The 20,159-nt window shown below is 40.9% G+C and carries 20 protein-coding genes; 13 read left to right on the top strand and 7 right to left on the bottom strand.

What is annotated here, in order from left to right; genetic code table 11:
* The first annotated feature begins 104 nt into the window (after positions 1-104).
* From JKG64_RS18170 to JKG64_RS18160, 3 genes are all read left to right on the top strand, one after another.
* On the top strand, positions 105-1,853 hold the full coding sequence (locus tag JKG64_RS18170; RefSeq protein ID WP_210355684.1) for a tetratricopeptide repeat protein: 1,749 nt from the start codon (positions 105-107) through the stop codon (positions 1,851-1,853).
* A 92-nt stretch (positions 1,854-1,945) separates the two neighbouring features.
* Positions 1,946-2,812, top strand: coding sequence for a helix-turn-helix domain-containing protein (locus tag JKG64_RS18165; protein ID WP_210355683.1), 867 nt, complete (start codon positions 1,946-1,948; stop codon positions 2,810-2,812).
* Positions 2,802-3,233, top strand: a complete 432-nt coding sequence (locus tag JKG64_RS18160) for a DUF983 domain-containing protein (protein WP_210355682.1) — start codon at positions 2,802-2,804, stop codon at positions 3,231-3,233. The genes JKG64_RS18165 and JKG64_RS18160 overlap by 11 nt, the downstream gene beginning before the upstream one ends.
* A 56-nt stretch (positions 3,234-3,289) precedes the next feature.
* Here the strand turns inward: JKG64_RS18160 and galE are convergent, their stop codons facing one another.
* Together galE and JKG64_RS18150 are read right to left on the bottom strand one after the other, a co-directional pair.
* A complete protein-coding gene (gene galE, locus JKG64_RS18155; RefSeq protein WP_210355681.1) occupies positions 3,290-4,318 on the bottom strand; it encodes a UDP-glucose 4-epimerase GalE in 1,029 nt (342 codons plus the stop codon).
* Entirely contained in the window at positions 4,315-5,289 is a 975-nt protein-coding gene (locus JKG64_RS18150) for a UDP-glucuronic acid decarboxylase family protein (protein WP_394370178.1), read from the bottom strand. Before JKG64_RS18150 ends, galE begins: the two co-directional genes overlap by 4 nt.
* Positions 5,290-5,354: 65 nt before the next feature.
* Here JKG64_RS18150 and JKG64_RS18145 point away from each other — a divergent pair, with 65 nt between their 5' ends.
* Positions 5,355-6,605: a 3-deoxy-D-manno-octulosonic acid transferase gene (locus JKG64_RS18145; protein ID WP_210355679.1), complete on the top strand. Its 1,251-nt coding sequence runs from the start codon at positions 5,355-5,357 to the stop codon at positions 6,603-6,605.
* Positions 6,606-6,670: 65 nt separating this feature from the next.
* On the opposite strand, the gene JKG64_RS18140 is transcribed toward JKG64_RS18145, so the two are convergent.
* The 5 genes from JKG64_RS18140 to JKG64_RS18120 form a co-directional block, all read right to left on the bottom strand.
* Positions 6,671-8,119, bottom strand: coding sequence for a glyceraldehyde-3-phosphate dehydrogenase (locus tag JKG64_RS18140; protein WP_210355678.1), 1,449 nt, complete (start codon positions 8,117-8,119; stop codon positions 6,671-6,673).
* A gap of 192 nt (positions 8,120-8,311) precedes the next feature.
* Positions 8,312-9,442 (bottom strand): radical SAM family heme chaperone HemW, encoded by a 1,131-nt coding sequence (hemW, locus tag JKG64_RS18135; protein WP_210355677.1) that lies wholly within the window; start codon positions 9,440-9,442, stop codon positions 8,312-8,314.
* The gene (locus JKG64_RS18130; protein ID WP_210355676.1) at positions 9,443-11,311 is read right to left on the bottom strand and encodes a M1 family metallopeptidase; all 1,869 of its coding nucleotides are present in this window, start codon (positions 11,309-11,311) and stop codon (positions 9,443-9,445) included.
* 68 nt (positions 11,312-11,379) lie between these two features.
* Positions 11,380-11,811 (bottom strand): hypothetical protein, encoded by a 432-nt coding sequence (locus JKG64_RS18125; protein ID WP_210355675.1) that lies wholly within the window; start codon positions 11,809-11,811, stop codon positions 11,380-11,382.
* Between the two features lie 65 nt (positions 11,812-11,876).
* Positions 11,877-12,725 (bottom strand): M23 family metallopeptidase, encoded by an 849-nt coding sequence (locus tag JKG64_RS18120; RefSeq protein WP_210355674.1) that lies wholly within the window; start codon positions 12,723-12,725, stop codon positions 11,877-11,879.
* Positions 12,726-12,857: 132 nt separating this feature from the next.
* On the opposite strand from JKG64_RS18120, the gene mutY reads away from it, so the two are divergent.
* From mutY to JKG64_RS18075, 9 genes are all read left to right on the top strand, one after another.
* Positions 12,858-13,901 (top strand): A/G-specific adenine glycosylase, encoded by a 1,044-nt coding sequence (mutY, locus tag JKG64_RS18115; RefSeq protein ID WP_210355673.1) that lies wholly within the window; start codon positions 12,858-12,860, stop codon positions 13,899-13,901.
* Between the two features lie 24 nt (positions 13,902-13,925).
* Positions 13,926-14,375, top strand: a complete 450-nt coding sequence (locus tag JKG64_RS18110; protein ID WP_210355672.1) for a single-stranded DNA-binding protein — start codon at positions 13,926-13,928, stop codon at positions 14,373-14,375.
* A gap of 59 nt (positions 14,376-14,434) precedes the next feature.
* Positions 14,435-15,472 carry a phenylalanine--tRNA ligase subunit alpha gene (gene pheS, locus JKG64_RS18105; RefSeq protein WP_210355671.1) on the top strand — a complete coding sequence of 346 codons (1,038 nt, stop codon included), beginning with the start codon at positions 14,435-14,437 and terminating at the stop codon, positions 15,470-15,472.
* A complete protein-coding gene (locus tag JKG64_RS18100) occupies positions 15,472-15,879 on the top strand; it encodes a hypothetical protein (RefSeq protein WP_210355670.1) in 408 nt (135 codons plus the stop codon). The genes pheS and JKG64_RS18100 overlap by 1 nt, the downstream gene beginning before the upstream one ends.
* Positions 15,880-15,881: 2 nt before the next feature.
* Positions 15,882-16,457: a TetR/AcrR family transcriptional regulator gene (locus JKG64_RS18095; RefSeq protein WP_210355669.1), complete on the top strand. Its 576-nt coding sequence runs from the start codon at positions 15,882-15,884 to the stop codon at positions 16,455-16,457.
* A 94-nt stretch (positions 16,458-16,551) separates the two neighbouring features.
* On the top strand, positions 16,552-17,958 hold the full coding sequence (gene rlmD, locus JKG64_RS18090) for a 23S rRNA (uracil(1939)-C(5))-methyltransferase RlmD (protein WP_210355668.1): 1,407 nt from the start codon (positions 16,552-16,554) through the stop codon (positions 17,956-17,958).
* A 6-nt stretch (positions 17,959-17,964) separates the two neighbouring features.
* The gene (locus tag JKG64_RS18085) at positions 17,965-18,369 is read left to right on the top strand and encodes a hypothetical protein (protein ID WP_210355667.1); all 405 of its coding nucleotides are present in this window, start codon (positions 17,965-17,967) and stop codon (positions 18,367-18,369) included.
* Positions 18,370-18,429: 60 nt separating this feature from the next.
* Positions 18,430-19,188 carry a hypothetical protein gene (locus tag JKG64_RS18080; RefSeq protein WP_210355666.1) on the top strand — a complete coding sequence of 253 codons (759 nt, stop codon included), beginning with the start codon at positions 18,430-18,432 and terminating at the stop codon, positions 19,186-19,188.
* 109 nt (positions 19,189-19,297) lie between these two features.
* Positions 19,298-19,981, top strand: a complete 684-nt coding sequence (locus JKG64_RS18075; protein ID WP_246512662.1) for an OmpA family protein — start codon at positions 19,298-19,300, stop codon at positions 19,979-19,981.
* The last annotated feature ends 178 nt before the right edge of the window (positions 19,982-20,159 follow it).

Genomic DNA, 20,159 nt, shown 5'->3' with positions numbered 1-20,159 from the left:
TGATTTTTTTGAGGTGCTATTCGTGAATTACATGCATTTTATCTATGTTTGGAAGATATAATACTTCCAAACTATTTGTAGAATAACGCTGAAAATAAAGGTAGATGCGACATAAAAATTTTCTCTCTAATCTATTTCTTTTTTTTATAGTTGCTGTAATGCTTTCCTCCTGTGATCGCACGCATAGTAAAAGGGAAGATGTCGATTATAGTGAGTCTTTGGTTCGGTCTATGCTGTCTAGAACACAGGATTTGACGATTGATACCGTGGAGAGTGAGAGTTTTTTACAAGAAGTGATCAAAACTGAAAAGAGAGATTCTTCTAATCTCGTTGCCTATTACGGTGTTCTGGGTAATGTTTCGGCCAAACATTACGACCGGTTAAATCCTCATAGTGAATCTTATTATCAGCACAGTGTCGAGCTTGCTGAGAAGGAAGATTTGCCAATTATGAAGGTATGGAGCTTAGTTAATTACGGGTACTACTTCTATAACTTTAGACAGACGGAAAGAGCTTTGCCCTTTTTTATGGAAGCGGTATTCTTGATAGATACACTAGGCGAAGAGTCTGTTATTTTGCCGGAGGATACCTTTAGAAAGTTAGGGTTCTTTTTTGGCACGATAGGTAATTACGATGATGCTATCTCTTACCTAGAGAAGGGAGATCGGTACGCAACTATACTGACCCCAAAACAGCGAGCGATGTTGCTGGATAATTTAGGACAATATCATTTGTATAATCAAGATACAACGACGGCATTGGATTATTTCTTACAGGCAGAATCTTTGGCGGCCAAATCCAAAGACTATGTTCGTTATGGTAAGGCATTGGGTAATATTGCACTTATCCATTTAGGACGAGGTAAGTATCAAGAAGCGTTAACACTGATGAATAAAGATTTGGTTCATTCCGAGGCTAATAACAGTGCGCAAAATACCATGTATGCACAGGTGCTGAAAGCTAAGATACTCTTAAAAATGGATAGTGTTGCGGCGGCTTCGGAGATGTTGAATAAAGCCGAAGTCTATGCTAATTCTAAGACGTATCTCAAGAAGAACCTTTTGGAGATAAATCGACTGAAGCTTGATATTGCTGTGCGTCAAAATGAGGAACGGGAAGAGCTATTGATCCGCAGGAAGTTAGAGGTCTTAGAGGGGTTGGTCGTGGAGATGGATGGAGAGCGTGCCCTATTGCAGAATAGGTGGCAGGTCGACAAGGAAAAGAAGCAACGAGCTATTTTAGAACTAGAGTCAAATTACCGAACAGAACGATACAGTAGGATTGTGCTTAGCTCGTTGGTCGTTTTGATCGGACTGGGGGTGTTGGCTATTTTTATTCATCTAAAGCGTTCGGCAAAGGCGCGTGAAGTACAGTATGAAAAGACTGTAGTGGAACTACAGTTGCGAAAGGTCGCTGCAGAAAAGAAGCTACTGGTCGCTCATGAAACATTAGAATCTTATAAGGACTATCTGACGGAGAAAAATAGACAGATAGACGAATTACAACAGATGATTAATGGGAGTGGTGATTCTAAGTCCTATTATTTAGAAAAAGAAAAGGGTCTGTTAAAGGAGATTTTAGATTCTCATCTTTTGACAGATGAAAACTGGGCGAGCTTCAAGAGGTCTTTTGATAGCACTTACCCTAATTTTTACCTTAACTTAAAGCACGAATTTCCAGAGTTGACAGACTCTAATATGCGTTATATTATTTTGTCCAAGTTGGGATTGTCTGTGACAGAGATATCGAATTTATTGGGTATTTCTACAGAGTCTGTCAAGAAAAGCCGTCAACGACTAAAGAAAAAGATGGGAAATCGGTTTAGAGAGTTTGAGCAGGCGATTTATTTGTAGCTAGCGGAGGCACATTGTATTTATCTCTAAAAAGTACCATTTAATAAGCTAATTACACCATTAGTAATGGTATTATTAGTGTATTTTTGTATATGGTTGGACGGGTACCCATAATCGAGCAATGTACAGTGTCGAGTGGCATTAATGGCGAGGTGACAGTCGAAAGGTTGAGCGATTATCTGGTCCGTAATAAAAATCTCGTCTTTCCGCATCGGCATAATTTTTATCACTTTTTATTGTTTACGGAAGGAAGTGGGCAACATACCATAGATTTTGAGGCTTTTGAAGTTGAAAAGTGGCAGATTTATTTTATGTCTCCAGGGCAGATCCATACGTGGAGTTTTGAAGGTGATATGCAGGGTTATGTGGTCAACTTTGATAAGGATCTTTTCAAGACCCTGTTGATAAATCCTGATTACCTTTCTCTTTTCTCCTTTTTTTCTGGGCTTGTCAAAGACGAGGTATTTGTTGTAGATATTGATAAGCGTGAAGTGGTGGGTAGTGTGTTAGAAAAGATGTTGACCTATCAAGGTGATAAGGGAATTATTTCGGCATCCTTACTCTATTTGTTCCATTTGTTGGAGTCGGATAAGGTACGCGATACTACTTTTGAGGCGAATAGGTATAATCATACCTTGTTGCGTAATTTTTTGCAGCTTATTGAGTTGAACTATAGGGAGCTAAGACTTCCTAAGGATTACGCTGCATTGTTGTATATTACACCGAATCATTTGAATGCATTGTGCAGAGAGCTGTTGGGAATGTCGGCTGGTGAAGTGATTCGAGATCGGGTTATTCTTGAGGCCAAACGGCTTCTTGTGATAAGAAACTTCTCGATTGCTGAGATAGCTTATGAATTGAACTTCAATGATAATTCTTATTTTACGAAGTTCTTTAAAAAAATTGAAGGATTAACTCCTGAAGAGTTTAGGAAGAAAAATTATAATTATGGAAAATAATAAAGAAATAGCAAAGGAATATAGTTTTCCAGGCGAGTTTAAAAGTGCTGTGGATGGAAAATGTCCGCGTTGCCGGAAAGGTGATATGTTTAATGCACCTTTATTCAGCTTTAGATCACGTAAGATGAAAAGCCATTGTCCTCATTGTGGTTTGAAATTCGAGAAGGAGCCGGGCTATTTTTATGTAGCGATGTATGTCAGTTATGCCTTTGTAGTAGCAGAGTTAGTGGCAGCCTGTGTGGCGACCTATGTTTTTACACACAATTTAGAGTCACCATGGTTATACCTTACTGTTGCCTTGTTGGCGGCATTTATCATGGCTCCCTTTAACTATCGGTATTCGAGGGTGGTGTTAATGTATTGGTTGACTCCTCAGTTTAAATTTAGGGAAGAGCTTTTCCTGCGGGACAAATCGGAATAAATTAGCACGGTATATTAAAAACCCCTCCTTTATTGCAAAAGGAGGGGTTTTTACGTTTATATTATTGGGTTTTCTTCAAGATACTTTTCCCATGCCCATGCCGAAGACATCATTTCGTCGATACCTAGCTCTGCGCTCCAGTTCAGTTGTGTTGAAGATTTTGAAACATCTCCCCAGACTTTGATAATATCTCCCTCTCTTCGTGGGCCAAAGGTGTAATTAAGCTTTTGTCCAGATGCTTTTTCAAAAGCAGCAATAGCTTCTAGTACAGAATAGCCATTTCCTGTTCCTACATTAAAGACATCGTATTTCCCATTGGGGTTTCCTTTTTCAAGTAGTTTGATGGCTGCGACATGTGCTTTTGCGAGATCGACGACGTGGATATAGTCTCGTATACATGAGCCATCAGGGGTATCATAGTCACTCCCAAATACGGTTAATCTTTCCCGCTTTCCAATCGCTGTCTGTGTAATGAATGGTAGAAGGTTCTGTGGTACACCGTTAGGAAGTTCGCCTATCAAAGCGGAACTGTGTGCTCCGACGGGGTTGAAATAGCGTAGTGCGATAATGTTGTAGTTATTGTACGCGGTTGCTGTTTCTGCAAGAATCTCTTCTGCTATCTGTTTGGTGTTGCCGTAGGGAGAAGTTGCTTTTTTGACTGGCGCACTTTCTGTGACAGGCAGTGTGTCCGGCTCACCGTATACGGTACAGCTAGAAGAGAAAACAAAATTAATAGGTGTCTCTCTGTAAGCGTTTAGGAGATTTATTAAGGAAAAGAAGTTATTGTAGTAGTATTTTAGTGGGTCAGCAACAGACTCTCCGACTGCCTTTGATGCGGCAAAGTGTATAAGGCCACTGATTTCGGGCTGGCTCTGTATGAATTCCCGGGTTTTGTTTTCGTCACATAAGTCAAATTGGTGAAACTCCGGACGGACGCCGATAATACGTTCAATTTGATTTAAAATTTCAATATTAGAATTGGAAAGATTGTCTACGATTACCGGGGTATAGCCCGCATTGAAAAGTTCTACTACGGTATGGGACCCTATGTATCCCGTACCTCCTGTTACTAATATTTTGCTCATATATGTTTATTTGTGTTTCTATTATCTTCTGTAGTAAAGTTTTTAAAGTAGGTGATGGATTTGATTAATCCTTCTTTCAGACTTACTTTGGGTTCCCAGTCCAGGATTTTCGTTGCTAGTGTAATATCTGGGCGTCTCCGTTTAGGGTCATCTTCGGGTAAAGCTTCGAACCGAATGCGGGACGGACTGTTGGTTAAAGCTATGATTTCCTGTGCAAGCTGTAATATCGTAAGTTCTTCTGGGTTCCCGATATTGACCGGATGGGGGTAGTCGGAAAGTAACAGTTTGTAAATTCCGTCAATTTGATCAGATATATAGCAAAATGAGCGGGTCTGTTCTCCTTTTCCGAATACGGTGATATCCTCTCCCCGCAATGCTTGACCGATGAAAGTCGGTAACGCCCTGCCGTCCTCAGGTCGCATTCTTGGACCGTAGGTATTAAATATACGTACTATCCTCGTATCTAGTCCATGAAAGTTGTGATAAGCCATTGTCATGGCTTCTTGAAATCTTTTGGCTTCATCGTATACACCGCGCGGACCGACGGGGTTTACATTGCCCCAGTACTGTTCCGACTGAGGAGATACCAGTGGGTCTCCATAGACTTCGGAGGTCGATGCAACAAGAATTCGAGCTTTCTTATCTTTTGCTAAGCCCAAGAGATTGTGTGTGCCCAGAGAACCTACTTTCAGTGTCTGTATAGGTATCCGCAGGTAGTCGATTGGGCTTGCAGGGGAGGCGAAATGAAGAATGTAGTCTAGTGTGCCGGGGACATGGACAAATTTGGAGACATCGTGATGAAGGAAATCAAAATTCTCCAGTCCAAATAAATGCTCTATATTCTGAAGATTTCCGGTTATCAGGTTGTCCATCCCGATTACATGGAATCCTTCCTTTATAAAACGATCACAAAGATGGGAACCCAAAAAACCAGCAGCTCCTGTAATTAATATTCTTTTTCGGACGTTCACCTGCACGTTGTTTCGAATTAGAAAAGGTTTAATATCTTTGACGAAGATAAGTATTATTTCACAATATGCGACTGTTGTACGATTTGGGAATTTGGTTTTATGGCATGCTTCTGCGTGGACTTTCAGCTTTTCATCCGAAGGCTAAGCTTTGGGTGGATGGGCGTAAAGGAGGTGTGGGTAAGATAGAACAAACGATTGAAAAGGGGCGGAAACATATCTGGTTTCACTTTGCTTCTTTGGGTGAGTTTGAACAGGGGAGATCTGTTTTGGAGCAGATAAAAAAAAGATTTCCACAGGAAAAAATTGTCATCACATTCTTCTCTCCTTCGGGTTTTGAGATAAGAAAAAACACCCCACTAGCTGATTATGTCTTTTATCTTCCTGAAGATACGAAGCGGAATGCCCAACGTTTTATTGCTGCTATTCAACCAAAGTTTGCCGTATTTACGAAATACGAGTATTGGTATCATTATTTCGATGCATTGAAGCAACAGGATATTCAATTATTGATGATTTCTGCTATTTTTAGAGAAGAGCAGCTGTTCTTTAAGTCTTACGGTGGATTTTATCGAAACATGTTAAAGAAGGTTTCCTTCTTCTTTACCCAGAACATGGATTCTGTCCATATGCTGAAATGGATCGGGGTTACCAATGCTGGTTTAGCAGGAGATACCCGTTTTGACAGAGTTGTCGAGTTGCCTCGACAGCATGTAGAAAACAAAGTCGTTGTGGATTTTTCTTGTGGCGAAGAGGTACTTGTCGCAGGAAGTACCTGGCCAAAGGATGAATTGCTTTTGCAGTCTCTGATAGCGGAGTCTGTGGGCTGGAAGTTGGTGTTGGCACCTCATGAGATTGATCGTTCGCATATTAGCGAAATCTGTGAATTGTTTCCCGGCTGTCTTCTCTATTCGCAGTTCGCATCCTATCAGGCGGAGGAGATACAACACGCAAGGGTGCTGGTGATAGATAATATTGGGATGTTATCGTCTTTATATTATTATGCTGATATAGCCTATATAGGGGGAGGGTTTGGAGCGGGGATCCATAATACGCTGGAAGCTGTCGCTTATGGTAAACCTGTCCTATTCGGCCCTAAGTATGAAAAGTTTCAAGAAGCTCTTGATTTGGTGACTTTAATGGTTGGCTTTTCGATCTCTAACCGTGCGGAACTGCAAGAGGTATTTAAAGCACTTCAAGATGTGGAAAAGAGAAAGGAAATAGGAGTATCGGCGTTAGAATATGTGAAGCAACGAGCTGGAGCGACTCAGATTATCATGAAGTACCTAGAGACAGAAAAGCTTCTAGATCTCCGCTAAAAATAAGAGGCTGTCCCTAGAGACAGCCTCGATTTATTAAAAAATTGAAAATTGGACGTAGTTGTTTAATAGTAAGTGTATCTTCTAACACCAGCGATATGTCGTGCTAGGCGCATTACCTGATGCGTATAGCCATACTCATTGTCATACCACACGTACAGATTAACATGTTTACCATCTGCAGAAACAATTGTTGCAGGTGCGTCTACTACAGATGCGGCCGAAGTACCTATGATATCTGAGGAAACTAGTTCTTCATTATCTGAGTATTTAATTTGTTCGACTAAGCTACCGTATAGTGCACTTTCTTTTAACGTATTGTTAAGCTCTTCGAGTGTTGTTTTTTTAGTTAGCTCTACGTTTAAGATCGCGAGCGAGCCGTTTGGCACAGGTACACGTATCGCATTGGAAGTTAGCTTTCCGGCAAGTTCAGGTAATACCTTGGCTACAGCGGGACCAGCCCCTGTTTCGGTAATAACCATGTTTAATGCCGCCGCACGACCTCTTCTGGTCTTTTTGTGCATGTTGTCTACTAAATTCTGATCATTTGTATAGGAGTGTATCGTTTCTATATGTCCGTGTTTAATGCCGAATTTGTTATGTACAACCTCCAGAATAGGGGAAATTGCATTTGTAGTACATGACGCTGCAGAGAAGATTGTGGCGTTGTCCAGGTCAATCATGTCATTGTTGACACCATACACGATGTTTGGCACACCTTTGCCCGGAGCGGTCAATAATACTTGAGACGCACCGATAGAGGTCAAATGTCTGCCCAATTCGTTGTTGTCCCTAAATGCGCCTGTATTGTCAATTACCAATGCATTGTCGATACCATATTTGCTGTAGTCAATGTCTTCCGGGTTTTTTGCAGAAATAATATATACTGTGGCTCCATTTATTATTAAAGCGCCTTTACTTTCATCTACTTCTACTACGCCCTCGAAGTCTCCATGTATAGAGTCGTTCTGTAGTAAAGTAGCTCTTTTTTGGAGTGTATTAATATCTACATTATCGCGGGTTACAATAGCACGCAGTCGCAGTTGATGTCCTGCTCCGGCCTTGCTGATTAACTCACGTGCGAGCAAACGTCCAATTCTACCAAATCCGTAGAGGACTACGTCTCTTGGTTCGAATGTCTGGTGCTCTTGTGCAGATAAAAGTTCTTTTTTAATAAAATATAGAATATGTTCTTCTTCAATATTTTGATTCCGAACTTCTAAAGCCAATTTACCGATGTCCAAACGAGAAGGGGCTAGCTTTAAGTGCTGCATAGCTTCTGCTATTTGCAATGTTTCGAATATGCTGATTGGGCTATCTGAAAGTGCTTTTGATTCTTGATGTAGCGTTAAAATACGACTTACTCTGCGGTCGAACAGTTGGTTTCTGAAAAATACCAGTTCTATGGAGTGGTTATACCATAGGTTGCTGACAATCTGTATCAGCTTGACGGCCGCATTTTGTTTGCTTTTGTAACTTTTGATTTCAGCTTCAAAAGTCGATTTTTGTACCATAATTTTTGCTATAACTATTACGTCGCAAAAATAGGTCATTAATAGTGTAAAGAGCGAATGATTTTGAAAAATTGATAAAAATGAAATCGCTTTATAGTGTTCTTTTTTTAATTTATCACTATTATAGCTGTTTTATTGTTGATTATTCAATGAAAACGATTTCGTTCAAGCTTTTGGAGAAGGCGCTTTTGTTTAATGTTCGATAAAAAAGAGTTCCGACGCGATGAAATCTGCAAATAGTTTTCCCTGAGAAGTCAATTTGTAAGCTCCGTCATGGTCTAATGTTATCTTCTGCTCCGTAATAAATGGTTCGATTTCACGAAGGAAATGCGAAAGAAAGTCCGATCCGAATTGCTCCTGTAACTGCTTTGTCTGTACACCCCACATAGTGCGGAGTGAGGTCATGATATATTCATTGTAACGGTCCTGTAAGGAGAGCTGTTCGACTTCTTGGTATTCTGTGTGTTCTTGTAGTGCGGCGATGTATTTCGCATTGTTTGCAACATTCCAGCTTCGCGATATCCCATTATAAGAATGGGCCGAGGGGCCGATGCCTAAGTAGTGTTTACCTCTCCAGTAATTTGTGTTATGCTTGGCGTATTTGCCATTTTTTGCAAAATTTGAGATCTCATAATGTTCGTATCCGTGGGATGTGAGCGTCTCCATAAGCATTCGCATCTGTAACTCCGCCTGATCCTCTAGAATGGCGGGCGTACGTCCCGTTTTGATGTGATGTGCTAGTACTGTCCTGTGCTCTACGGTCATTGCATAGGAGGAGATGTGCGGTACGTTAAGAGTTGTTAGCTTATCCATGTTTGCCTTCCATTTTTCGTTGGACAGCAGAGGGTAGCCGTAGATGAGGTCGCATGTTATATTTTCGAAACCGGCATCCTGAACTCTTTTTATAGACGCGTCGGCTTCTTGTGCATTGTGTGCTCTGTTCATCCAGCTTAGGTCTTCTTGAAAGAAAGACTGTATACCGATACTAAACCGGTTTATAGCGGTTTGTCTTAAAGCATTTACTTTCTCCCGGGTGAGGTCATCAGGATTGGCTTCCAGTGTTATTTCTGCTTGAGGGTCTATGTCAAAATAATGGGCAACCTGATCAATAAGGTGCTGTATTTCGGATGGCTCTAAAATGGAAGGTGTGCCCCCTCCAAAATAGATGGAGTGCACTTTTTTGTCCTCCAGGTACATTGTACGTGTCGCTAGCTCCTTATGTAGGGCCAGCAACACGTCTTCTTTATATTTTAACGATGTTGAAAAATGAAAATCACAATAGTGACAAGCCTGCTTGCAGAATGGAATGTGGAAATAAATCATCTAACGGGCGGAGTAATTGTCACTAGCTTCAATGTCGGCCAAGCGTTGTGTTGGGTCGATCCATATTTTGGATGGTACTTTGTTCACCGGAAAGCTGTATGTCGGTACAGTCCAGTTCCAGTCTTCGAGGATGGTTCTTTTGACATTTTCGTAGATAGCAAAGTTCTCTGCCGATTTCTCGCCACGCATCTCACGTAGTGGGATATAGAATAATTCTTTAGAACCGTCTTTATACTCCACCAGGACATCTATTGGCATGGCTAGATTGGACTTGTTGCGTAGGGTAACACTGTTGTCAGTCACCTCTTGGATAGCGTAATCGATATGGCGTGTTGTGTTTACAAATAGGTTGAAGTACCATTTGAGATTGATTCCAGATACATCTTCAGCAACCCGTTTGAAATCGTTGGGAGTTGGATGTTTGAATTTCCAGATATCATAGAATTTCAAAAATGTTTTTTCTAGATTGGACTTTCCGATGATGTATCCTAACTGCTCTGCGAGGACAGCTCCTTTGTTGTATGCTTGATTGCTGTATCCGTAGTTTGTATTGTAATAGTCCGCTAATAGGCTCATCGGTTCTTCTTTACCAGATAGCGCCAATTTGTAATAGGCTCTGTAGGCCTCTATCATTGGATTTGTTTCTAGTGCGCCCTTTTTATAAAAAAGTTGCTGCATACCCAGTTCTTCCACATAGCTTGTAAATCCTTCGTCAAACCATTCATCAACTGTCTCGTTGATGCCAAATAGGTGCTGGTACCAGGAGTGTGCCGCTTCATGAAAAATAACACCAACCAGACTTTTTATATTTCTACCTCCGGTTACTAACGTTGCTGTTCCATATTCCATCCCGCCATCGCCTCCTTGTATAATAGTGTAAGTTGACCAAGGATAGGAACCGAATTTTTGGCTACACAAGTCGAAAAAGTCGGCAGCTAGACCGAGCGCCTGTTTCCAGTTTTTTATGGTAGCATCATCGACAGGTATGTATACAGTATATAGAGTGACACCATTTTTATTCGTGGTAGAGTCTACTACGAATTTTGGATCGGCTGCCCAGACAAAATCATGGATGTTTTCCGCTTTATAGTGCCATGTTGCTTTATTGCCTTGTGTTTTTACTTTTGCTTTGCGTTGGTAGCCTTTTACTTCGTCTGCATTTTGCAAAACGCCCGATGCACCTACGACATAGTTTTTATTGATGTGTATCGATACATCGAAGTTTCCGAAAGGAGCGACAAATTCACGTGCTACATATTCATCTAGGTGCCATCCGAATTCATCAAAGTGTGCCATTTTGGGATACCACTGTGCCATGGACAATGCGACATCTTCTTTTGAGTTGCGTCCTGCCCGTCTGATTTGTTCTGGAACCTGTGCGGTCCAGGTCAAGTCAAAGGTTGCTGTAGCACCATCTTCGATGGCATGCGGAAGACGGACTTCTAGTAGGGTGCCATCTGTCTTGAAATCAGTTTTTGCACCATTCATCGATAGCGTTTTAATCTTTTGATAGCCAATCTGCTCTGGTGTCAGTTTGGCGATACGGCTTTCCCATTTTGGATTTTCTTTGGTGCCTAGATTTGTCGCCATTCTACTGTCGGGATCTGCAATGTTGGAGAGCCTATAGTCCATCATGCTTCCTGGTTGAAAAGCATTGAAATAGAGATGGAAGTAGACTTTCGATAGGCTGTGCCCCGAATTATTCGTGTACTTTAGGGTCATCGTCCCATCGTACTGATAGTTTTTCTCATCGACATCGACATTTATCTTGTAGTCGACTTTTTGTTGCCAATAGCCTTTCCGTTGGGCAAAGGTTGATTGTATACTGATTAAAGCGATTAATGCTAGTAAGAAAACTTTTGACTTCATCTGTCAAACATACAAAAACCGAAGTGAATTTTGGCTAAGACTAGGTTGAAAAATGTCTAGCGACTGAACTAAAACTTAAAATATTCGATATCACTTTGTACTAATGCTTCATGCAGCGCTAGGGTGTCGTCGTCTGCCTGGAAGAGTTTATTGCGCCAATATCTAGCAGGGCTTTTTTTGCGCAGATAGATTACATATAGGTTGCCACCAGAGCGTGTCAGACTCCGTAGGTGATCAATATCCGCGATCGGGTATACATGTGTCTCTTGAGTAAAGGCTATTGTCAAGCTCTCTGAGTCTAATATCCAGGTTGATGGACGTTGACTGACTTTTACTGCGGTGTATAAGATGATCGGAATAGTAAAAAGTACGATGATGATTTTATAGATTTCGGAAAGTGGAATATAAGAGCTGATTCCTCCGAAAACAAAAAGGAGTACAAAAAAACAGAGCATGTATCTGCCTCTATGCAGGGTATTTATTTGGAATGTTTGATTCATCAAACAAAGATAGAAAACTTTCATACCTATCGAAGCTGTCGATAGGTATGAAAAGTGCTTGTTACTTAAAGTCTGAAATATTTTTCAGGATTTATCTTTTTGTCGTCTTTCAGGATTTCGTAATGTAAATGCGGACCTGTACTACGTCCGGTGCTGCCCAATAAGCCTACAGTTTTGCCTGCATCTATCTTATCCCCTTTTTTTACTTTTGTTTTGGAGAGGTGAGCATAGCGTGTTTCGTAACCATTTTTATGTTGCACTTTGACTACATTCCCATATTCTCCATCATATCCAGAAAACGTAACCTTGCCTGATGCAGTTGCTTTGATGGGGTCTCCCGTGTTGCCTTTCAGATCGACACCAGAGTGCATCTCACGGCCTCTATTTGTAAATGGGTTGGCTCTGTAACCGAACTTTGATGTTATTTTGCCTTGATGAGGGATCCCAATGGGCAGGTTGGATAGTTTGTTGTCCAGGTCTTTTAAGGCTTCCTCGTAGTATTCGCTCAGTAAATCGATATTCTCTTCGTCAGGCTCGACGGGGCCTCCCGCATTTTGTAATGCAATGGTTTTTAACCCCCGGTTTTTCATTTTTTGATTAATGATCGCCAGCGTGGAATCTATTTTGTCAAATGATTTTTTTGCTTCCAATATTCCCCGTTCAGTTTCATTTTTCTTTAAAGTAAGCTGGCGGTTCTTTTGGTTTACCTGATTCAATGTTGCTTCATACTGCGAGTTTAATTCTTTCTCTTGCTTATGAGCCATATAGATCAGAGAGCCAACCAAAGTGACAATGAGTGCGGAAACTGATAATGCTATATTTTTTAAATTCTTTACAATAAGTGTGGGGACTACTAGGTTCTTGTCTTTATGTCCCTCTATGCAAATCAATACAGATGATTTCTTTTTTAACATGTTCTCAACTTTTATTGTGTATTACATACGGTGCATGCAAAAGTACATATTATGTGCTTAAGTATCAATTTGTTGTTATTGATTTTCAACATGTTATTGTTAAACTATGTTAAAAATGCTCACTTTTGCGCTATGTCATTCGCAAATAAACTGATAGCATGGTACCGATCGGAGGGCCGTGATTTACCTTGGAGGAAGACCCAGGATCCTTATATTATTTGGTTGTCTGAGGTGATTCTTCAGCAGACCAGAGTAGAGCAGGGGCTTCCATATTTTTACACTTTTGTTGAGCATTTTCCATCTGTAGCGGAGTTCGCGGCAGCCAATGAAGATGAGGTATTAAGGTTGTGGCAGGGCTTAGGGTATTACTCTCGGGCTAGAAACATGCACAAGGCAGCCAAGATTGTTGTACAAGACTACCAGGGTCAGTTTCCATGTGATTATGAGGATCTGTTAAGCCTGCCGGGAGTAGGAGAATATACTGCCGCTGCAATATCTTCTTTTTCTGTAGGCGAATGTAAGGCGGTATTGGATGGAAATGTGTTTCGGGTGCTTGCTCGGGTTTTCGGTATTCCGACGGCGATCAATACAGGCGAAGGAAAAAAGTTGTTTCAGGCTTTGGCTCAGGATCTGATCAGTACGAGCGATCCAGGAACCTATAACCACGCTATTATGGACTTTGGGGCGACGGTATGTAAGCCCAAAGCACCGCTGTGTGGGGATTGTATCTTTCGGGGAGAGTGTGCTGCATTGGAGGAGGATACTGTAGCTCTACTCCCTGTCAAGCTTAAGGCGAAAAAGTCCCGAGATCGTTATTTCAATTACTTTGTGATTGAGGACGATGGTATGATTTTGATGTCAAAGCGAGGCAGTGAAGATGTATGGGCGAATATGTATGAATTTCCCCTGATTGAGACAAAAGATAAGTTAGAGTTAGAAGAGCTGATCCATACCGAAGAATATCGGACGGCTTTCGGTGATGCGGTAGTCAAACCATTAGGTGGAGTGACCAAGCATGTACTGAGTCATCAAAATATCTATGCCCGGTTTTTTAGATTGCCCAATGCTAAAGATGTTTTGGAAAAAAAAGATACATGGCATTACTTTTTGTTAGAAAATTTGGATAAATTAGCTAAACATAAACTTGTTTTTTCTTTTATTGATAAGTATTTATAGACCAAATCAAAATCCTAAATTATTATGTCAAGTGTCAACAAAGTTATTTTAGTGGGTCATCTGGGGAAGGATCCTGAGTTACGTTATTTAGAAGGTAATATTAGCGTTGCTAGTTTTCCTCTTGCAACTTCTGAAACTTTCAATCGGGACGGGAAGAAGGTAGAGCAGACGGAGTGGCATAATGTGGTTATGTGGAGGGGGTTAGCTGATGTAGCTGCTAAGTACCTGACCAAAGGCCGGCTCGTATACATCGAAGGGAAGCTTCGTACGCGGACCTATGAAGATAAAGAAGGGGTACGTCGGTATACCACAGAGATTGTGGCGGAGAGCTTTAATATTCTTGGACGACGTTCGGATTTCGAGGGTGGTACAAATCCTCAGGCAGGAGGTGCCGCAGGTGGCACTGCTCAAGCGCAGGAACAACAGGTTGACTTCACGGAGAATAATGAGGAAGATGACGGTTTGCCCTTTTAAACTGTAAATAATAGAAAAGGGGTTCTTGAAATTTTATTTTTTGCCGTATCTTTGGCTTTATGTTGCAAGATAAGATAAAGCAGTATACAGAAGAGATTGAGCAGTTTGCTCCAGCTTCGATCGGCGATGTGGAGACATTCCGATTGAAATTTTTGGTTTCTAAAGGTATCGTAAAAAGTTTGTTTGAAGAGTTTAAGACAGTTTCATCCGAAGAGAAGCGGGTATTAGGAAAAGTCTTGAATGAATTTAAACAGTTGGCAGAAGATAAATTTCAAGAAGCCCAAGCTGAATTCCAACAATCCAGTAGTGCTTTGGAAAGGAAAGAAAGTGATCTGACCTTGCCAGGTGAGGGGATGGAGCTAGGATCTCGCCATCCACTTTCTTTGGTGCGTAAGGAGATTGTAGAGATTTTCAAGAAGCTGGGTTTTGTTGTTTCTGAAGGACCAGAAATAGAAGATGATTGGCATAATTTCTCTGCCTTAAACTTTCCGCCTGAGCATCCTGCTCGCGATATGCAAGACACTTTTTTTATTAAAAAGCAAGATGGTAATGATATCGCCCTGCGGACACATACATCATCGGTACAGGTTCGTATGATGGAAATGGGAAAACCTCCTTTCCGTGCTATTATGCCTGGTCGTGTATATCGTAATGAAGCTATTTCTGCTCGTGCACATTGTTTTTTTCATCAGGTTGAAGGCTTGTATGTCGATGAGAATGTCTCGTTTGCTGATTTGAAACAGACTCTTTTTCACTTCGTACAAGAGCTTTATGGAGAGGGTACAAAAGTTCGTTTCCGTCCTTCTTATTTCCCGTTTACAGAACCGTCTGCAGAGATGGATATTTCATGTACGATATGTAAAGGTGCAGGTTGTAACTTGTGTAAGGGATCTGGCTGGGTCGAAATTCTTGGTTGTGGAATGGTAGATCCGAATGTTCTGGAGAACTGTGGTATCGATAGTAAGAAGTACAGTGGGTTTGCATTTGGAATGGGTATAGAGCGTGTTACTAATCTCAAATACGAAATTAAAGATTTACGTCTTTTCTCTGAGAATGATGCTCGATTCCTGTCGCAGTTTGAAACGGAGATTATATAATGAAATATATTGGGATTTACATTGCATTCGCTTTTTTTAGCACGCTGCTCGGGGGGTGTGGAAGTAGTGGTTGCAATGTAATACCTAATACTACAGTGCATTCCGGTTTTTCACAGGGATCCCATCCCAAGTTATTTGCCGCTATGGGGGCTGACTATGTTGATGGGGGCGTTTGTGGATTGATTGTATACAATACTGGGGATGGATTTGTTGCCTTTGATCGCTGCAGTCCTGTCAATCCGGAGAAGCGAAATCGCGTTGAACTCTATGGCTCTTCTATAGCGCACGACCCTGTGAGTGGAGCTAAATGGCTTTTAAAAGACGGATCTCCGCTTGCTATCGCTGAATGTCCCTTAAAGCCCTATCGAGTAGGAAAATTTGGAACCTCTTATACAGTTTCTAATTAATTATGAGTCAGGAAGATCTGGTTGTTGTTATTAAGAAGGCCGCACGGGATTTGTTTCGTAAATATGGCTATAATAAAACCAGTGTAAACGAATTGGCTAAGCAGTCCAATATATCCAAAGTTACCTTTTATAAATATTTTTCTTCTAAAGAGTCGATTTTGCATGAGGTTCTTATGGACTATATACGTGAGAATGTGCAAGATATCTTGAGCTCTGGTGTACGGGAGAAGGATCTTTCCACTTTTTTGGCTAATACAATTCTGAGGGTGAGCCGGGTCACTTATACCGTTTGTAATGAGTTTGTTGGATGGGAGTTTATACGTGAGTCGACTAATGCACAGGAGTATCTAAAGACGCTGTCGGATGATCTTGAGTTCTTGCTGTTGAGTTCTTTTATTCAAAATGAGGCTATTGGGAATACGATCGCTGAAGAGAAGCTGACTTTTTTAATTAAGACAAGTAAAAATATTGTCTTTTCATTTGCTTTCACGGCTGTGACCGATGCAGATGTGAAGAAGAACTTTATCTCTTTCCAAAAGGAGATTTTACCTTATTTGGTTCAGGCTACGCTTGCCTAGGGCTAAGCTATTCAATTTAACCTGTTTTCATAACTGCGGTTCCCTATTATAACATGGTGTTAATATGCTGTTAAAAATGTATTTTTGCAGGCATATGGGAAGAAGAATACCGCAAGAAAAAAGAAGCTTAAACAATGTCGAGATTTTTGATATTGCTGAAGAGGGAAAAGGTGTGGCACGTCATGATGATTTAGTATTATTTATTGAGAAGGCGATTCCGGGAGATGTGGTTAATGTTGAGCTGCAACGTAAGAAAAAAAGTTTTGCTGAGGGACGTGTTACTGAGATTCTTTCTCCCTCGCCGTACCGGATAGACCCATTCTGTCCTCACTTTGGCGTATGTGGAGGCTGTAAGTGGCAACACATGGAATATGGTGCCCAGCTCAAGTTTAAACAACAATCAGTTGATAATGCACTGTCTCGTATCGGTAAGGTCGATACAGCGGGTATGGAACCTATTCTAGGTTCTGAGCAGACTCAATACTACCGTAATAAGTTAGAATATACGTTTTCTAATAAACGCTGGTTGACCAACGTAGATGAAGCTACGGATACCAATAATATGGATGCCCTAGGTTTTCATGTTCCAGGGCGTTTTGATAAAATCCTCGATATAGAGCACTGTTTTTTACAGGAAGAGCCTTCTAATAAATTGCGGAACTCTATTCGGAAATTCGCGGTTGATAATCAAATTTCTTTTTACGATCTGCGTATGCATGAAGGTGCATTGCGTAATTTGATTATCCGAACTTCTTCTACAGGTGAGGTTATGGTTATCGTTGTTTTTGCTTATCCAGAGGAGGGGCAGGTAGAACTATTGATGGAATACATAGCGAAACAATTCCCCGAGATAATATCGTTGCTATACATTATCAATCAAAAGAAGAACGATACGATTTTCGATCAGGATATTCATATCTTCCGTGGTAGGGATTTTATTTACGAAGAGATGGAGGGGTTGAAGTTTAAGGTAGGGCCAAAGTCTTTTTACCAGACGAACTCTCGGCAGGCTTACGAATTGTATAAAATCACCAGGGACTTTGCAGGCTTACAGGGTACGGAGCTTGTTTATGACCTCTATACCGGAGCAGGGACAATAGCTAATTTTGTCGCCCGTAATGCGAAGGAGGTCGTAGGTGTAGAGTATGTGCCGTCTGCTATCGAAGATGCAAAGATTAATTCGTCTATCAATAATATTGGTAATACGAAGTTTTTTGCTGGAGATATGAAAGATGTACTGACGGTAGATTTTATAGCTGAACATGGTAAGCCTGATGTGCTGATTACGGATCCTCCGCGTGCAGGTATGCACCCTGATGTGGTCAAGCGTATCTTAGAAATGGAGGCTGAAAAGATTGTGTATGTAAGCTGTAATGCCGCTACGCAAGCGCGTGATTTGGAGATGTTGAATGAGAAGTATCGTGTTGTTCGGATTAAACCCGTTGATATGTTCCCGCAGACGCAGCATGTTGAAAATGTTGTTTTACTCGAGTTAAAATAGTACAAAATGGATTTAAGAGATCTTTTAAATAATCAGCCCGCTGCTGCGGGGGATGGACAGGAGGCCGCAAAACCTAGTCCTTTGTCGAGCTTGAAGATTGACCTGGACTTTTACAGTGAATCTATAAAGGAAATTTCAAGTGAAATGATTGCGGAGGGCTATACGCTGTATCCGATTTTTGTTGCGCATCAGCATGATGTAACCATCGGTGAGGTGATATTGGATAGGAGTGAGCTTAATACAAAATGGACTATCAATGCAAGTTCTTTAGAAGAGTTTGTGGATAAAGGCGTTATTCAGTCGGACAGAAAAGCTTATTTCGAAAAGAACTTTAAAAAGGCAGAAGATTTTATGTGCTTATTTGTCGTTGTTCCAGAGGGAGCAAATTTTGTGTTCTATCCGTTTAAGTAAAAAGCTGTTTAATACTTTTTAACATTCTGCAGTCCAATATTTGTTTACATTCGTACCACAATGATTAATTTTTTTATAAAAATAGCAATCTTATTCCCCGTCTTGTTTTTCTCAATGAAGGAGGGAATGGCGCAGATGACAGAGTTGCCAAAGGTGTCTGGATTGGTTCTGGAAAAGAGCACTGGAATTCGTCTGGCAGACGTGAATGTGATTAATCTTAAAACAAACAGAAAGGTTACTTCTAATAATTTTGGTGTTTTTTATATAGATGCAATGATCGGGGATAGCCTTTCTATTACCAAGGTGGGGTATGGTCCTTTGAAGACGGTTCTCTACACCTTGGATGATTTGGTGTTGGAGATGCAGCCTGGTATGCAGATTGAGACTGTAGTTGTAGCTCGGAAGACCAGACAGCAAGAGATGGAGGATATTCTGCGGGACTACGAGAAAAAAGGTATTTATAACGGAGGTAAGAATAAAGTAGGAACTTATTTGAGTAGTCCTGCTACAGCATTATATAACCTTTTCGGTAGAGAAGCAAAAAACATGAAGCGCTTCGAGAAGTATATGAATCGAGAGGTTAATGAGATTGCGGTTGACCGGTTGTTTACAAAAGCTGCTGTTGCAGAGCATACAGGCTTGGAAGGAGAACAGCTTCAAAATTTCATGGAGATATATCGTCCTTCCTATGAGCTTTCAAAGAATTGGGGGCAGTATGATTTATTAAATTATATTGCTAGTTCGTTCAAGACCTGGGATGCTCAGGGACGCCCTGCTCCAGTGAAGCTACCAAAGTTAGAGATTCCGCCACAAAATTAAATAAAACAAAGATTAGCGTCGTTGGTTTATGTTTTATCCTCTACTTTTGGCATTTGCTTTGTTCAGTAAATAGGGATATATAGAAAACATTATTTGTAAAGTTATGAAAATGAATAAGAAATTAGCAGTATATGGTCTTTCGTTGGCTACATCTGCATTGTTGTTAGGTAGCTGTTCGACTATTCAAAATGCGAATAATGCGACTAAAGGCGGGGCTATTGGTACAACAGCTGGTGCCGGTCTTGGCGCATTGATCGGTGGTAAGGCGGGTAACACAGCTATCGGTGCTATCGCTGGTGCTGTAATCGGTGGTGCAGCAGGAACATTGATTGGTAATAAAATGGATAAGCAGGCAAGAGAGATCGAAAATACAATTGCCGGAGCTGAAGTCGAAAAAGTAGATGAGGCGATTTTGGTGAAGTTTGATTCAGGAATTTTATTTGACTTTAATAAGTCTACACTAAAAAGTGAGGCTAAAACAAATATTGCGAAATTGGTTGAGACCTTAAATAAGGAGCCGAATACGGATATTCTGGTTATTGGTCACACAGATAATGTGGGTACTTTGACAGCAAATGATAAGGTGTCTAGCGACCGTGCTAAATCTGTAAGAGATTATGCTGTTTCACAAGGGTTATCTGCTGGACGTATAGCTACTGAAGGAAAGAATTACTCTGAACCTATTGCTTCTAACGATACGGAAGCAGGGCGTGCGCAGAATCGCCGTGTAGAAATTGTAATTACTGCTAGTAAGAAAATGCAAGACGAGGCAAAAAGACAAGTTGGTCAATAATAGTCTTGTTCTAGAAAAGAATTGAGAAAGGCTCTCCCATTTTTGGAGAGCCTTTTTTGATGGTATGCTGTTCCTATGATCTTAATCAATAGGGTATTGCTTAGCTATAGCGTCATGTCGTACTCTTTTTTCGGAAATGTGTAAATGGGAGCTTGATAATTATTTGTTAAAATTTGGT

Origin of the sequence: Sphingobacterium tabacisoli (genome assembly GCF_017908035.1) — a bacterium.
Taxonomy (GTDB): Bacteria; Bacteroidota; Bacteroidia; order Sphingobacteriales; family Sphingobacteriaceae; genus Sphingobacterium; species Sphingobacterium tabacisoli.
The sequence above is the reverse complement of the archived record's forward strand: the minus strand, read 5'-3'. Positions and strand labels throughout refer to the sequence as shown.

Bases quoted from the DNA above. Each gene is read 5' to 3' on its own strand.
- JKG64_RS18085 (WP_210355667.1), top strand. From the start codon at position 17,965: ATGGATTTAAGAGATCTTTTAAATAATCAGCCCGCTGCTGCGGGGGAT.
- mutY (WP_210355673.1), top strand. From the start codon at position 12,858: ATGTCATTCGCAAATAAACTGATAGCATGGTACCGATCGGAGGGCCGT.
- hemW (WP_210355677.1), bottom strand. From the start codon at position 9,442: ATGATTTATTTCCACATTCCATTCTGCAAGCAGGCTTGTCACTATTGT.
- galE (WP_210355681.1), bottom strand. From the start codon at position 4,318: ATGAGCAAAATATTAGTAACAGGAGGTACGGGATACATAGGGTCCCAT.
- JKG64_RS18080 (WP_210355666.1), top strand. From the start codon at position 18,430: ATGATTAATTTTTTTATAAAAATAGCAATCTTATTCCCCGTCTTGTTT.
- JKG64_RS18095 (WP_210355669.1), top strand. From the start codon at position 15,882: ATGAGTCAGGAAGATCTGGTTGTTGTTATTAAGAAGGCCGCACGGGAT.
- JKG64_RS18170 (WP_210355684.1), top strand. From the start codon at position 105: ATGCGACATAAAAATTTTCTCTCTAATCTATTTCTTTTTTTTATAGTT.
- JKG64_RS18120 (WP_210355674.1), bottom strand. From the start codon at position 12,725: ATGTTAAAAAAGAAATCATCTGTATTGATTTGCATAGAGGGACATAAA.
- JKG64_RS18125 (WP_210355675.1), bottom strand. From the start codon at position 11,811: ATGAATCAAACATTCCAAATAAATACCCTGCATAGAGGCAGATACATG.
- JKG64_RS18145 (WP_210355679.1), top strand. From the start codon at position 5,355: ATGCGACTGTTGTACGATTTGGGAATTTGGTTTTATGGCATGCTTCTG.
- rlmD (WP_210355668.1), top strand. From the start codon at position 16,552: ATGGGAAGAAGAATACCGCAAGAAAAAAGAAGCTTAAACAATGTCGAG.
- JKG64_RS18140 (WP_210355678.1), bottom strand. From the start codon at position 8,119: ATGGTACAAAAATCGACTTTTGAAGCTGAAATCAAAAGTTACAAAAGC.
- pheS (WP_210355671.1), top strand. From the start codon at position 14,435: ATGTTGCAAGATAAGATAAAGCAGTATACAGAAGAGATTGAGCAGTTT.
- JKG64_RS18110 (WP_210355672.1), top strand. From the start codon at position 13,926: ATGTCAAGTGTCAACAAAGTTATTTTAGTGGGTCATCTGGGGAAGGAT.
- JKG64_RS18130 (WP_210355676.1), bottom strand. From the start codon at position 11,311: ATGAAGTCAAAAGTTTTCTTACTAGCATTAATCGCTTTAATCAGTATA.
- JKG64_RS18075 (WP_246512662.1), top strand. From the start codon at position 19,298: ATGAATAAGAAATTAGCAGTATATGGTCTTTCGTTGGCTACATCTGCA.
- JKG64_RS18165 (WP_210355683.1), top strand. From the start codon at position 1,946: ATGGTTGGACGGGTACCCATAATCGAGCAATGTACAGTGTCGAGTGGC.
- JKG64_RS18160 (WP_210355682.1), top strand. From the start codon at position 2,802: ATGGAAAATAATAAAGAAATAGCAAAGGAATATAGTTTTCCAGGCGAG.
- JKG64_RS18100 (WP_210355670.1), top strand. From the start codon at position 15,472: ATGAAATATATTGGGATTTACATTGCATTCGCTTTTTTTAGCACGCTG.